At 36.7% G+C, this 13509-nt stretch carries 15 protein-coding genes and 1 pseudogene; all 16 read right to left on the bottom strand.

Annotated elements, in window-relative coordinates; all coding sequences use genetic code 11:
• Positions 1-80 precede the first annotated feature (80 nt).
• Positions 81-944 (bottom strand): annotated as a pseudogene (locus tag V7124_RS06025) (M14 family metallopeptidase); the annotation flags it as partial.
• Between the two features lie 125 nt (positions 945-1069).
• Positions 1070-2044 (bottom strand): ROK family glucokinase, encoded by a 975-nt coding sequence (locus tag V7124_RS06030; RefSeq protein ID WP_335409024.1) that lies wholly within the window; start codon positions 2042-2044, stop codon positions 1070-1072.
• A gap of 1 nt (position 2045) precedes the next feature.
• Positions 2046-2261, bottom strand: a complete 216-nt coding sequence (locus V7124_RS06035; protein WP_335409022.1) for a YqgQ family protein — start codon at positions 2259-2261, stop codon at positions 2046-2048.
• Positions 2262-2390: 129 nt separating this feature from the next.
• Positions 2391-3914, bottom strand: a complete 1524-nt coding sequence (locus tag V7124_RS06040) for a rhomboid family intramembrane serine protease (protein WP_335487092.1) — start codon at positions 3912-3914, stop codon at positions 2391-2393.
• 184 nt (positions 3915-4098) lie between these two features.
• Positions 4099-4305: a hypothetical protein gene (locus tag V7124_RS06045; RefSeq protein WP_335409019.1), complete on the bottom strand. Its 207-nt coding sequence runs from the start codon at positions 4303-4305 to the stop codon at positions 4099-4101.
• Positions 4306-4360: 55 nt separating this feature from the next.
• Positions 4361-5308, bottom strand: a complete 948-nt coding sequence (locus tag V7124_RS06050) for an L-lactate dehydrogenase (protein ID WP_335409018.1) — start codon at positions 5306-5308, stop codon at positions 4361-4363.
• A gap of 41 nt (positions 5309-5349) precedes the next feature.
• Positions 5350-6141, bottom strand: coding sequence for a DUF92 domain-containing protein (locus V7124_RS06055; RefSeq protein ID WP_335409017.1), 792 nt, complete (start codon positions 6139-6141; stop codon positions 5350-5352).
• Complete coding sequence (locus V7124_RS06060) at positions 6138-6704, bottom strand: 5-formyltetrahydrofolate cyclo-ligase (RefSeq protein ID WP_335409016.1); 567 nt, start codon at positions 6702-6704, stop codon at positions 6138-6140. The genes V7124_RS06055 and V7124_RS06060 overlap by 4 nt, the downstream gene beginning before the upstream one ends.
• A 58-nt stretch (positions 6705-6762) precedes the next feature.
• A complete protein-coding gene (rpmG, locus tag V7124_RS06065; protein ID WP_066064234.1) occupies positions 6763-6912 on the bottom strand; it encodes a 50S ribosomal protein L33 in 150 nt (49 codons plus the stop codon).
• A gap of 106 nt (positions 6913-7018) precedes the next feature.
• Positions 7019-8260: a glycosyltransferase family 4 protein gene (locus V7124_RS06070; RefSeq protein ID WP_335409014.1), complete on the bottom strand. Its 1242-nt coding sequence runs from the start codon at positions 8258-8260 to the stop codon at positions 7019-7021.
• Positions 8253-8765 (bottom strand): DUF4912 domain-containing protein, encoded by a 513-nt coding sequence (locus tag V7124_RS06075; RefSeq protein WP_335487095.1) that lies wholly within the window; start codon positions 8763-8765, stop codon positions 8253-8255. The genes V7124_RS06070 and V7124_RS06075 overlap by 8 nt, the downstream gene beginning before the upstream one ends.
• 174 nt (positions 8766-8939) lie before the next feature.
• Positions 8940-9599 carry a phosphate signaling complex protein PhoU gene (gene phoU / locus V7124_RS06080; protein WP_335409011.1) on the bottom strand — a complete coding sequence of 220 codons (660 nt, stop codon included), beginning with the start codon at positions 9597-9599 and terminating at the stop codon, positions 8940-8942.
• Positions 9600-9611: 12 nt separating this feature from the next.
• Positions 9612-10412 carry a phosphate ABC transporter ATP-binding protein PstB gene (gene pstB / locus V7124_RS06085; protein WP_335409010.1) on the bottom strand — a complete coding sequence of 267 codons (801 nt, stop codon included), beginning with the start codon at positions 10410-10412 and terminating at the stop codon, positions 9612-9614.
• A 26-nt stretch (positions 10413-10438) separates the two neighbouring features.
• Positions 10439-11317, bottom strand: a complete 879-nt coding sequence (gene pstA / locus V7124_RS06090; RefSeq protein ID WP_335487098.1) for a phosphate ABC transporter permease PstA — start codon at positions 11315-11317, stop codon at positions 10439-10441.
• Positions 11317-12288 carry a phosphate ABC transporter permease subunit PstC gene (gene pstC / locus V7124_RS06095; protein WP_335409005.1) on the bottom strand — a complete coding sequence of 324 codons (972 nt, stop codon included), beginning with the start codon at positions 12286-12288 and terminating at the stop codon, positions 11317-11319. Before pstC ends, pstA begins: the two co-directional genes overlap by 1 nt.
• A gap of 55 nt (positions 12289-12343) precedes the next feature.
• Positions 12344-13306 (bottom strand): PstS family phosphate ABC transporter substrate-binding protein, encoded by a 963-nt coding sequence (locus V7124_RS06100; protein WP_335409003.1) that lies wholly within the window; start codon positions 13304-13306, stop codon positions 12344-12346.
• Positions 13307-13509 lie beyond the last annotated feature (203 nt).

Consider the following 13509-nt stretch of genomic DNA (forward strand, 5'->3'; position numbering starts at 1 on the left):
TATTTTAATGTCATTGTTGTCATTTTACAAGTAAAGTAAGAAACTATTTATGAATGGCTGTCTTTTCTTACTAAAGTGCCTTATAAATACAGTGCGGCTAGGAAAATACCTTCAACTTTTTGAAGAATTTCGTTAAATTGTGATAGGGGTAATGGATTAATCCCCTTTCCTAATTCGATTGTAAAACCTGGGCGTTTAAACTCTTGAATATACCAATCCTTGAACCCTGCATGACTGTCTACATTACGAATTGCCTTGTATCCACTAACTCGTTCGAATTGTTTTGCTAGGGCTTCTGATTCCTTCGGTTCAAACCCTTCATATCCCCAATAAAATTCCTCCCCTTGGGTATGAAAGGCCAAAATTCGATCGAAATCACTGTTTTTAACCAAATCTGCCATTGCAATTGCTTCTGGTTCAGTTAAAGATGACTGACCCGGAAAATCTCTTGGTGCAGGAGACTTCGGTGCCTTCCTCTCCTGTTCAATTTCCCAATTGGCCGGGAACTGATTATTTAAGTCTACCCCCCTAATATTTGCCTTCCAATGGACAAATTCATTATTACCTCCATTTATACTCATTACTTCATTATGACAGCTTGTTGGTGGCCCATGTAACACCAAATCGACCCCGTCTGGATTTACCATCGGGACCAGGGATAATTCGGTTTCATTGAATGTATTTATCATATTTATTCCTCTTATTGTACTCCTGTTCGTTAATGAACTGAGATATTGATTAACGAGATTCATTAACACCAATGTGGTAATCCATTCATTTGCATGAAAAGAGGCATTCATGTGAACCTTTTTCAATCCTTTTCCAATTCTTATTTCTTGGATTGGTTTCCCTAAAACACTGGTACCTATTGTTTTTACATTTATAAATGGATATAGCTTCTTAAGAGTATTTATTTGCTTTAGTAAGCTTCTTGAGCTAAAAGGTAATTTGGGATCCCAGACTTCCATATTTTTCTCCCTCCTTCCATCATAAAATCATATGTTAGGCACCGGGAGAAAATGAGAAAAACAAAAACCTGCAGATGATTGCAGGTTACTGTAAATGATTCTTATGGATTTAATTTATTCTTTATCAACCATGCTGCGCCAATAACTCCAGCATCATTCCCTAGTGTTGCCAGCGTAAGGTCTGTAGACTCTCTAACGGATGAGAAGGCAAACATGGAAAAGTTCACTTTCACTGCATCTAATAATATGTCTCCAGCTTTAGAGACACCACCGCCAAGAACAATTTTCTCTGGATTCAATGTATTTGCAATATTAGCTAGAACAAATCCTAAATGAAAAGTGACTTCATCTAAAATTTTTATCGCCAGGTCATCTCCATTACGAGCACTATCGAAGACATCTTTCGCTGTCACCAACCCATTTGCAACAAAGAGCTTGGATAGCTGCCCATGAGCGTCAGCTTTTAAAAGTTCACTCATAGCTAACCGTACTACTCCAGTTGCGGAAGCAACGGTTTCAAGACAGCCAGTCTTCCCACAGTTACAAGGAGCTCCTCCAAAAGGTATAGATGTAATATGACCAATTTCCCCCGCTGCGCCATTAATCCCTCGCACAATATTACCATTAGCGATGACTCCACCGCCTACACCCGTTCCAAGTGTCACGCACACTAGATCGTTTGCACCCTTTCCTGCGCCATTCCACATTTCACCTAACGCTGCACAGTTAGCGTCGTTTTCAATAACTACCGGCAAGTCTGTTAGTGTTTGAAGGCTTTCCTGCAAAGGGAAGTTATCCTTCCAACCCAAGTTTACAACGTTTCTAATAATACCAGTTTCATAATCTACCGGCCCAGGTGCACCCATACCAATTCCAATTAATTTTGATTTCAATTCTTTAAGCTCTACTAGTTTATGATCAATCGCCTTTGCGATATTGATCGTAATATTTTGGCCTTCGTTGCTGTTATCAGTAGGGATTTCCCACTTATGAAGGATATCCCCTTTCATATTTATAAAGGCTAATTTAGTAGTGGTCCCACCAAGGTCGACACCTACTATCCATTGTTCTGACATATTAATCCCCTATCTTTTCAGCTTTTTCTCTTAAAAATCTTATTTCATGTCTTACTATTAACAGTGCAGTCGAATATTCCTTCGGATCTATTAATTGAGCATGATACAACTCTTTTAATTCCGACTCCATTAATTCTAGATCAGCTATTCGATCACCAATATAAATGATTGTTCCGTACTGCTTTAAAAATTGCTGAATGTCATAAATTGATTTCATTTCATTTTAGCCCTCTTATATAAGAATGTTAACCATTACAATAAAAGTATACCTTAAGCCCCAACCACCCTCAAGCTGTTCTTACTAGCTATACCTGCGAGAATTTCGGATGAATTATTCTCCTTATTCTCACTCTGCAGCTGGCGGGAGCATTCGATTAAGTTCCTGAACCAAATCAGCATACTCCTGTTGCTCTGGTTTTAATCCTGACGCCTTTTCCGCTTTTTCCTTTGCTTTTAAAAGGTCATTTTCCTCTAGGTAGATTAATGCAAGATTGTAATAGGCTTCAGGTAAATCAGGGTCCATATTAATGACCAAAAGTAGATGTGATTTTGCATCCTCTAGAAAACCTTGCTTTATCTCGATAAAAGATAAAGCAAAATATACTTCCGCAGATATTTTACTCGAGTTTTCCACATATTTTGTTAAAACGTTATATGCCTGATCATAATTTTCCTGTTTAATATATTCCTGAGCCAGCATCATAGTGGAGCTTTCATTTCCACCTGTTTTAGAATTTTGAAACCCATATACTAACGATCCATAAAGTATCGCCGCAGAAACGAACAAAAATAATAACTGCAAAATTGGCTTTTTCTTTTTAGGGAAATGCATGATACCCGCTGCAAGGAAACCTCCAGCTAATCCGCCTAAATGCCCTGCGTTGTCTACGATCGAAACGGTAAAACCAAATATTAAATTAAAAATTAATACTGTTATAACACTCGAACCCATTGTTCGGAAAAATAGCTTCGGATAAATGAGTGCAAAGTAAAGCAATGCTCCAAAACATCCAAAGATTGCTCCACTTGCACCTGCTGATATATTTGGGCTAAAGATAAAACTGGCAATAACACCTGAAACACCTGCAAAAAGATAGATAAATAAAAATCGGGCATTTCCAAAGATTCTTTCCACTGCTGGACCTAAAAAATATAAAGCCAAGCTGTTCATCGCTAAATGTAAAAAACCAATATGCAGGAATATCGGTGTAATAAATCTCCACCATTCTCCCTCATAGATATAAGGATTAAATTTCGCCCCAAACTTAATCAATGTAGATGTATTGGTACTTCCACCTTGAAGCTCTAGCACTAAAAAGATAATTATTTGAATTATGATAAAAAAGTATGTAAAAAATGGCTTTCCATTCGTAAATATTTCCTTTTCCTTTTTAGCTTTCTGCATCGCTGACGCTAAAGTTACATTTTTTTGTGACTCAACCTCCTGCTCTGAATACTCATTATTAATTGGGAGGGAGACTTCCTGTTCTAGTTTTTCTGATAGTACTTTAAGTCCTGATTCATATTGGTCACTTGTTAATAATACTGATCCAACAATTGTTTTCTTTCCTTGTGGAAAAACATAAGGATTCTCTAACCGATATTCGTAATCATCAACAGGTGGAAATTGACTAATATAGATATTTACAACTGAAAGTTCACCACGCCCAATCTGTTTTCGAACTTTTTCGCCATTAGCAGCTGTAAATTCTATGTCTCTTTGCATGGAATTACTCCAGTCCAAATCAACTCGTAACAAACGAATGATTGGGACTTTTTTATTTTCGACTTTTTCCAGCCATAATTCCTTTTGATTTTCAAATAATTGAATAATTCGGTAGCCCTGCTCGGAAATCAAGAAATAAGCCAATCTCCAAAATATATAATCTGCTTTAAAGTTCAATTCCCCCACTACTTTCTATACAGTCACTATTCTTCATATATTTACTCTTTTATTATATTATAAACGAAAATCAATGATAATGAAGACAAAACAGGCTGAAAACATAGGCATATTTCCATTTCCAACAAAAAGAAAGACCATCTGTTGGCTTTCACCATTCAGATGGTCTTTCCGCTGATCCCCCAAACACAGTCTGCATTATTTTACTTTTTACACCCGGAAGGCTCATGAATGAGCCTACAGCAAACCGACGCAACCAGCCGGACCTGAGTAAAAGATTGATGATCCGGTATCGAAACCGGAATGCAAAATAGCCAATTGATCCAATCATAAATATGGATGTCAACATACGAGACATTATCATCCCTCCTATCCATATTGTGTGAATGAAATTCAATTTTTATCCAGCCTTTTTAAAACTTGCTTAGCACAGGATCCATGGTTTCTTTTAGTACATGAACAGAGTGTGCAAATTTTTCCTTTTCTTTCTTATTTAAATCTAACTCAACCACTTCTCTGATTCCACTGCGATTTACTACTGCAGGTACACCAATATAGACATCTTTATGCCCATATTCACCATCTAAATAAGCTGAGACTGTTAAAACTGAATTTTCATTTCGTAAAATGGCTTTTGTTAAACGAACGAGTCCCATCGCAATCCCATAATAGGTTGCACCCTTACGTTCAATAATATGATAGGCAGCATCTCGTACATTAATAAATATTTGATCCAAATCTTCTTGGTTTGTTTCATGTTTATTTGTCCATTCCGATATTTTCATTCCTGCAATATCTGCATGGCTCCAAACCGGAAGTTCTGTGTCTCCATGCTCGCCAATAATATAAGCATGGACATTACGGGTATCAACATCATAATATTCCCCAAGTAAAAAGCGAAATCGAGCCGTATCTAAAATGGTACCAGAGCCAATTACTCTCTCCTTCGGAAGACCAGAAAATTTCCAGACTGCGTAGGTTAATATGTCGACTGGATTTGTTGCAACTAGGAATATCCCGTCAAATCCACTTGCCATAATTTCTTCAACAATACCTTTAAAAATATTGGTGTTCTTCTCAACTAGATCAAGGCGTGTTTCCCCTGGCTTTTGGTTAGCACCAGCCGTGATTACAACGAGGTCAGCTTGATCACAATCAGCATAGCTGCCATACCAAATTTTAGTACTAGAAGGAGCAAAAGGGAGACCATGATTTAAATCCATTGCATCTCCTTCTGCTTTTGCTTCATTTAAATCTACTAAAACTAATTCTTCTGTTATTCCTTGATTTAATAGTGCAAAGGCATAGCTTGAGCCTACAAAACCAGTTCCAACGAGGACAACTCTATTCACTTTTACCATACTATTTCCTCCTTTGAATCGTAATCCATCTTAATAATTAACTATATATTAACAATAAAAATGAATGTCATTGCTAAAAATGCTGCAATAAATCCAGATAAGAAATTCACCATATCATTATCCACTAATTGATAACCTTTTATTCTTTTAGCAGATGTTTTACAATGGACCTTTTTCTCGGTTTCTATCCCACATATATTGCAGTGATAGACCTGTTGATAATAGGCACCAAATATCGTATCGATGATATTACCTAGAAAGCCAAAAATGAAAATAATAATGAAGTGATAGACCTCCAATTGAAAAAGCCAAGTACCTGACACAGCGATTAACATTGATCCAAGTAATGCAGCTGTAGTTCCTAACCAACTGACCGCGCCGGAGGTTCCTTTATCTATTCTTTTAAACGTACGTATGTATACCGGTTTACTTTTACTTAAGGTACCAATTTCTGAAGCCCATGTATCCGAATTAGAGCTACTAATACAAACAAGAAAACCAATCAGCCAAGTTATGTCCTGTTGAAAAAAGTAGATAATGCTTAACAATGCAGCACCGCCGCCATTGGCTAAAACCTGACGCCAATCTCTTGTCGTTCCTTTTGCTAATTTGTCTTCGATTTCCTTTTTTGCGGAGCTTTTATATTTTGACCAGTAGCTAGATGTAGCAAAGAATATTCCAAGAAGGATAAGCCCTTTAACACCAAATCCGAAATAGACAGCTAAACCTACTAATACAGCAGCAATCGCACCATTGATACTTAAAGATCGCTCCAAATAACCTGCAAAACCTCCAAAAATAATAATTGCAATAAGAATTAGAGTTTGAGTCATTTTGTAGTTATTACCTCGTCATTAGTGATTATTTTAGAGACTGGTATATCATGCTTTTCAAATACACATTGTGAAATAACTTGAAAGTTAAAAGCAAGAGACATGGTCTTTCCATCAAAATCAGTTAAAAATCGATCATAATATCCTCCACCAAATCCTAACCGATAGCCTTCAATTGTATAAGCAAGCCCTGGCACAATCAAAAGATCGATGTCTTCAGGTTTTACCTCAATCGTCTTCTCCACGATTGGTTCGAACAAGCCATAAAAAACAGATTCTAATTGTGAAAATTCCGTTAATGTATGAAAGGATAGTGTTTTTTCTTTTGGATGACACTTTGGGACAACAATTTGTTTACCAGATTCCCAGGCTGTTCGTATAATTTGATAGGTATCAACCTCTGGTTCCTTCGAAATGGTAATTCCGATTACTTTCGCATTCACCCAGTCCTCATGATTATATAGTGCGCTAGCTATTTTATAAGAATAATGTTCATAATAGGGTTTCGGAAGTTTCGAAAGTCTCTCTTTCATTTGATTACGGATGAGATTTTTTTCATTCATGTAAATCATCATCTCCTTATTTTTAGACAACAAAAAAAGCAGCAGGAAGCCCTACTGCTTATTTTGTTTCACGGTGTGCTGTTGAACGCTTCTCTCTTGGGCAATATTTCTTAAGCTCAAGACGATCAGGGTTGTTACGTTTATTTTTTGTTGAAATATAGTTACGATCTCCACACTCAGTGCAAGCTAACGTAATATTTACACGCATGTCAATTTCCCTCCAAACGATTAAGCTAGTTCGTTCATACGACTTTTCTATAATATCATTTTTCAAAAGGAAATGCTAGTTGTTTTTTTAAAGTACGAAATCCATCTTATTTCTCAGCGTTTTCGTTTAGATTTCCTCGTTTGTTTAATAGCGTTTCCTCTATGATTTTTTCTGTTTGTTTAGCAATTCGTTTCCACCCATAAAGGCTCTTGACTATTTGCTTTCCTTTGGCGCCAATCTCCGCTGCTTTATTTGGATTTTGCATTAGGATGTCGATATTCTTAATAAGACTTTCTGCATCTCCAGGAACCATCAGCAGACCAGTTATCGAATGATGGATAATTCCTTTTAGTCCACCAGTTTCTGAAACAATCGTTGGTTTACCTAGAATCATTGCTTCAAGTGCAACAATTCCAAATGGTTCGTAAAGGCTTGGAAAAACAGCTATTTCACAGTTCATTAATAAGGAGTTCCTTTGGACATCGGAAACATAACCAATAAACGCAACAAAATGATCTAAGTTTTTTTCCGACACCATCCTTCGATATCTTTCCAGCATCGGTCCCTTTCCTGCAATGACAAAAAAGATCTCTCTCCCACTATCCTTTGCCACTTGTGCTGCCTCAATAATAGTCTTAAATCCTTTTTCCTTCACAATTCTACCCACAGAAAAAACATATTTTCTGTCCTTTATGAATGGATAAATCTCACTTGGATCTACCTTCACGTCGACCTGTTCAATGCCGTTAGGGATAATAGTCATTTTTTTCTCAGAAAGACGGAAGGCTGTTAGAAGTTCCTCTCGCATATAATGACTGCAAACAATTATTTGATCTGAATCTGCAGCCAACTGGAGTTCTTTTTCATGAATAAAACGCTGCATATCAGTGTGGATCCCATTATTCCTGCCATGTTCTGTTGCATGAATGGTTGACAATAACGGAATCGACAGAATGTCCTTTAACGTAATCGCGGAGGTTCCTACAAGCCAATCATGAGCATGGACAATATCAAATTTTACTTCTTCAGCTATTTTTTCACTTTGGTAGCTCATAGCTAGATTAAGTCCAGCTACCCAAGCTAAAAAAACATCGTCTTGGTTGTTTAGAGGTATAACTCGATGAACATGAACACCATTTACCCTTTCATAAACAGGAAGACGTCCATTCCCAGCGGTCACGACATACACCTCGTGACCTAGTTGGGCCAAGTGAATAGAAAGACCATACACATGCCTAGAGAGCCCGCCAATGACGTTCGGAGGGTATTCCCAGGTTAGAATTAGTATGTTTAATTTCCACTCGTAGTGGTGTTGTTGGTTCATCCCATTCATTTGATTGTTATTCATTTTTCTGCCCCATATTTTCGGATTCTTCATAATAGCTGTACGTACTTACATGGTCAATCCATTTAGGTGAAGAATGGTCGATTTGTTGAATGAGTACTAAATTATTGTAAATATCACTGCCTTCCATAGCAGGGGTTTGAACTGAATTCGAACGAAGAACTGGAAAGAAATCTTTTTCATTAAACCTAACACCTAATTCAGCCATAAAGCTCCGATTTGCCGTTAAACCTTTTATAAACCAATAGCCCTTTTTATACGGTACAGTAATATCGAAGTAATGATGTGCATTTTTTCCTGTGAAATGAATATTTGTGACGTCATAAATCCGGACAATATGTACCAAATCCTCAAATTTTCTATTATAAAATAAATGAAAGATATTCACAGGAATCTTAGAAGCCTCCCAATATACGATAACCTTGTTTGGATTTACAAGTTTCACTTGGAGTTCACCTTTTAGCGGGGAATAATCAATTGTTGGCTGATTAACAAATTCTTCTTTCATTGTTCTCCTCCCTATCTGCAACCAATACTATATGCAAAAGTAATCTAAATATTCTTTCATAGATAATATAATGGTAACACCAGAAAACAAACTGTACAATAAACGCAAATTGTCGAAATATAAAAAGATGAGACAATTTGATTGTCTCATCTTCAAGTAAATGTATATGATTACTTACTCATTTAAGTTAAATCTTTTTCCTGTAACTAGGTAGATTACATTTTCTGAAATATTGGTTGAGTGATCAGCTATTCTTTCAATAAACCGGCAAACAAAGGAAAGTTGAATGATTTGGTTCGTAGCGTTCGGATTGGTCGGGACCATGGTAATAAGTTCATGAACCAATCTTCCAAACATATTGTCCACTTCATCATCTTTTTCAGCGCATTTCTGTGCAAGCATCACATCTTCATCAATATATGCCTTCACCGACATGGTCACCATCTCAAGTGCATGGTCCATCATTTTCGGGATGTCTAATATTTCTTTAAAATGCTTTTCATCGCCAATATGGATGGCTGCTTTTGCAATATTAACCGCCATATCTGCCATACGTTCCACTTCGGATGAAACCTTTAACGCTACATTAAGTGTTCGTAAATCTTTTGCAACAGGTGATTCTCTCGCAATCAATATCAAAACTTGATCGTGAATCTCATGTTCTAACTCATCAATTTTATCATCACCCTCAATTACCTGATTCGCTTTCTCAATATCATGATTAAGAAGGGCACTAAGTGAATTTCGAACTGCTGCCTCAGCTAAACTTTCCATTTCTAACAGTTTTGCTTTTAAATCCGCTAATCTACTATCAAATTTTGATCTTGTACTCATCTCTTCACCTCATTATCCAAATCTTCCTGTAATATAATCCTCTGTTCTCTTATCATTAGGAGTCGAGAAGATTTTGTTAGTTTCTGAAAATTCTACCACTTCTCCATTTAAAAAGAAAGCAGTTTTTTTAGATATTCGTGCAGCCTGCTGCATGTTATGGGTAACGATTATGATACTAAATTCTTTCTTCAATTCCTGGATAAGTTCCTCTACTTTTAAAGTTGAGATAGGATCTAGTGCAGAAGTTGGTTCATCCATTAAAATAACATCTGGTTCAATCGCCAGACAGCGAGCGATACAAAGACGTTGCTGCTGTCCTCCAGATAACCCATAAGCATTTTGGTTAAGACGGTCCTTTACCTCATCCCAAATAGCGGCTCCTCTTAAGCTTTTTTCAACAATTTGATCTAAGATTTTCTTGTCGCGAATCCCATGGATTTTTGGTCCATATGCGACATTTTCATAAATGGATTTTGGAAATGGATTCGGCTTTTGAAACACCATTCCTACCTTTGTTCTCAATTCTTCTACTTGGTAGGATTTATCGAGGATATTTTTTCCTCGATAGATAATTTCCCCAGAGGTTCTAACCCCAGGAATTAATTCAATCATTCGATTTAATGTCTTAATATAAGTAGACTTTCCACATCCTGAAGGGCCGATAATAGCTGTAACTTCATTTTCCATAATATCAAGGTTAATATTCTTAAGAGCTTGGTTTTCACCGTACCATAAATCTAAATTGCTTGTCTTATACACAATTTGCTTTTCTTGTGTATTTAATATTTTTGCAGTAGCTGTTGTAGATTCCATAAGTGTTGCCTCCCTAATCCATACCTTTAATATCTTTTCTGAAATTTATTTCGAATTAATACAGCAATTGAGTTCATAACAATTAACATGAACAGTAGAACGATAATACCCGCTGCAGCTAAAGCATGAAACTCTACTTGAGGACGACTAGTCCAATTGTAAATTTGCAATGGAAGAACAGTCATGCTATCTAAAACTGTTCTTGGTAAAAAAGCAAGGAATAATGGCATACCAAGGACAACAAGTGGTGCTGTTTCTCCTATTGCACGAGAAAGTGCCAAAATTGCCCCAGTTAGTATTCCTGGAATAGCAGCAGGCAGTACGATACGAACAATTGTTTGCCACTTAGTAGCCCCTAACCCAAATGAAGCCTCTCTTAATTGGCTAGGCACAGCGCGAATAGCTTCTTGTGCAGCAACAATAATGACCGGCAAAACGAGTAGACTCATGGTTAGACCTGCGGCTAAAACACTTGTCCCAAGCGCTAAAGCACGTACAAATACAGTTAATCCGAGTAACCCGAATACAATAGATGGAACACCTGCTAAATTAGAAATATTAACTTTAATAAAATTGGTTATCCAATTATCTTTTGCATATTCTTCGAGATAAATGGCAGTCCCCACACCCAGCAATAATGAAACAGGTGCAACAACAGCCATAAGCCACATGGTTCCGATTAATGCAGCATAAACACCTGCATTTTCAGGCTTCCTTGAAGGCAGGCTTTGTAAAAATTGTAAATCTAAATAGCCAAATCCTTGAGAGAATATCCGATATAATAATACTCCTAATATTAATAATATAAACATGGTTAATGCAAGAAATATCCATTTTGAAAATATATTTTTTGTTAACCTTGATTTCATCCGCTTAACAACAGATTCATGATTAATTAAATTCATTAATATACCTCCCTAAAACGACGGGTAATGTATTGAGCGAATAAATTCATCACTAACGTAAATACAAAAAGCGTCATTCCAACTGCGTAAATACTATAGTAGATTGTCGTCCCATAACCTACATCACCCTGGCTGACTTGGACAATATAAGCCGTCATCGTTTGAATCGAGCCTGTCAAATTCCATTCCATATTTGGAGTAGAACCACCTGCAACTGCCACAATCATTGTCTCACCAATCGCCCGAGATATCGCCAACACAATGGAGGCAACTATTCCTGAAACAGCAGCAGGTAATACAACTTTGATTGCTACTTCAAACTTAGTTGAACCCAGTGCGAGGGCACCTTCACGCATTGCATTAGGAACAGAAGTCATCGCATCCTCTGAGAGAGAAGCAATCATCGGCGTGATCATGATTCCTATGACAATACCAGGGCTTAATGCATTAAAAATTTCAAGGGATGGAATAATGTCACGTAATATTGGAGTAACAAAGGTTAGTGCAAAAAAACCATAAACAATCGTTGGGATTCCAGCTAACACTTCTAATATCGGTTTAATAATTCTGCGAGTTCGATCTGATGCATATTCACTCAAATAAATGGCTGAAGCTAATCCGATTGGAACAGCAACAACAGCTGCAATAAATGATACCTTTAGCGTTCCCATTACTAACGGCAGAATACCAAATGAACCATTGGTTTCGGAAAAAGGATACCATTTTTTACCAAACAAAAATTCTTTAATCGATACAACATCAAAAAATAAGAACGTTTCAACAATGAGCGTAAAAACAATACCTATTGTTGTTAAAACAGAGACCGCTGCCGTAAAAAACAAAATATAAGGCATGATTTTTTCGGTAATTCCTCCAGCGCTCTTTCTTTTTTTCTTCTCTTGAATCATTTTCTGAACAGAGAATGTATTTTTATTTTGAGTAGCCAAAATGAAAACCCCTTTCATTAGCATGACAAGATGAGAAGCACATTTTTCGCGCTTCTCATCTATAGAATTATTCTAATTCTTATTTAAGAGCTTCTAGTTTTTCTAAATCTTTTTTGTATTCTTCTTCAGGTAATTTCACGTAACCAACATCCTCTGATAATGTTCCTGAATTTTCAATAGCAAATTTAACAAAATCATATACTGCTTCGTTATCTTTAATAGCAGAGTTCTTTACATATGTGAATAATGGACGTGAAAGTGGAGCATATTCACCAGATTCAATTGTTTTATTAGTAGGCTCAACAGCACCTTTGCCTGCATCGATTTTAACAACTTTCAATGAGTCTTTATTCTCTGCATAATAAGCATATCCGAAGTAACCGATTGCGTACTTGTCACCTTTAACACCTGAAACCAATGTGTTGTCATCTTCAGAAAGAGTAGCTTTTTCAACGATTGGAGCTTCTTCAAGAATTACTTCATCGAAATAATCAAATGTTCCTGAGTCTGCACCTGGAGAGTATAGTTTAATTTCTTCAGCTGGCCATTTTGGATTGATATCAGACCATTTTTTTACTGTTCCATCTTCGATCCAAATTTTCTTTAAATCATCAATGGTTAAGCTTTCTACCCAGTCATTATCTTTATTAACTACTACTGAAAGTCCATCATATGCTAATTTAAATTCAGTAACATCAATTCCTTTTTCAGTAAGTGCTGCTTGCTCTTCATCTTTAATTGGACGAGAAGCATTAGCTAAGTCAGTTTCACCTGCAATCATAGCTTTAAATCCGCCACCAGTTCCAGATGAACCAACAGGAACTTTAACACCAGGTTGCACTGCACCATATTCTTCAACAATAGCTTCCATAATCGGGAAAACTGTAGATGAACCGTCTATTTTAATTTCACCTTGAAGTTGCTTTACTTCTTCACCAGCTTGTTCTTTGTCGCCTTCAGTTCCTTGTGCGCCACAAGCTGCAGTAACTGCAAGCACTCCAGTCATCATTGCTGTTAGTGCTAATCTTTTAAAGCTTTTCATTGCTTTATTCCCCCTAAGAATTTGGTTTGTCGAATTGTGTTCGTTTTCCTTACAAGACTAATAATATACCCCTTCTGTAAAGCTTGTTTTAACGAATTGTAAAGGTTTTGTAAATCCGTGTATGACTTTTGTAAATCATAAATAATTTATTCCTAAAGGTAGGATACCCTTTTATATAAAAAAAACACCTGCCCAATTCTCTG

This window comes from Neobacillus niacini (assembly GCF_036961885.1).
Classification (GTDB): Bacteria; Bacillota; Bacilli; order Bacillales; family Cytobacillaceae; genus Neobacillus; species Neobacillus niacini_H.

What these genes read in the sequence shown, in the direction of transcription:
- V7124_RS06030 (WP_335409024.1), bottom strand. Translation starts at nt 2,044, where the DNA reads ATGTCAGAACAATGGATAGTAGGTGTCGACCTTGGTGGGACCACTACT.
- V7124_RS06035 (WP_335409022.1), bottom strand. Translation starts at nt 2,261, where the DNA reads ATGAAATCAATTTATGACATTCAGCAATTTTTAAAGCAGTACGGAACA.
- phoU (WP_335409011.1), bottom strand. Translation starts at nt 9,599, where the DNA reads ATGAGTACAAGATCAAAATTTGATAGTAGATTAGCGGATTTAAAAGCA.
- pstB (WP_335409010.1), bottom strand. Translation starts at nt 10,412, where the DNA reads ATGGAATCTACAACAGCTACTGCAAAAATATTAAATACACAAGAAAAG.
- V7124_RS06055 (WP_335409017.1), bottom strand. Translation starts at nt 6,141, where the DNA reads ATGACTCAAACTCTAATTCTTATTGCAATTATTATTTTTGGAGGTTTT.
- rpmG (WP_066064234.1), bottom strand. Translation starts at nt 6,912, where the DNA reads ATGCGTGTAAATATTACGTTAGCTTGCACTGAGTGTGGAGATCGTAAC.
- V7124_RS06050 (WP_335409018.1), bottom strand. Translation starts at nt 5,308, where the DNA reads ATGGTAAAAGTGAATAGAGTTGTCCTCGTTGGAACTGGTTTTGTAGGC.
- V7124_RS06075 (WP_335487095.1), bottom strand. Translation starts at nt 8,765, where the DNA reads ATGAAAGAAGAATTTGTTAATCAGCCAACAATTGATTATTCCCCGCTA.
- V7124_RS06100 (WP_335409003.1), bottom strand. Translation starts at nt 13,306, where the DNA reads ATGAAAAGCTTTAAAAGATTAGCACTAACAGCAATGATGACTGGAGTG.
- V7124_RS06060 (WP_335409016.1), bottom strand. Translation starts at nt 6,704, where the DNA reads ATGAATGAAAAAAATCTCATCCGTAATCAAATGAAAGAGAGACTTTCG.
- pstA (WP_335487098.1), bottom strand. Translation starts at nt 11,317, where the DNA reads ATGAATTTAATTAATCATGAATCTGTTGTTAAGCGGATGAAATCAAGG.
- V7124_RS06045 (WP_335409019.1), bottom strand. Translation starts at nt 4,305, where the DNA reads ATGTCTCGTATGTTGACATCCATATTTATGATTGGATCAATTGGCTAT.
- V7124_RS06070 (WP_335409014.1), bottom strand. Translation starts at nt 8,260, where the DNA reads ATGAATAACAATCAAATGAATGGGATGAACCAACAACACCACTACGAG.
- pstC (WP_335409005.1), bottom strand. Translation starts at nt 12,288, where the DNA reads ATGCTAATGAAAGGGGTTTTCATTTTGGCTACTCAAAATAAAAATACA.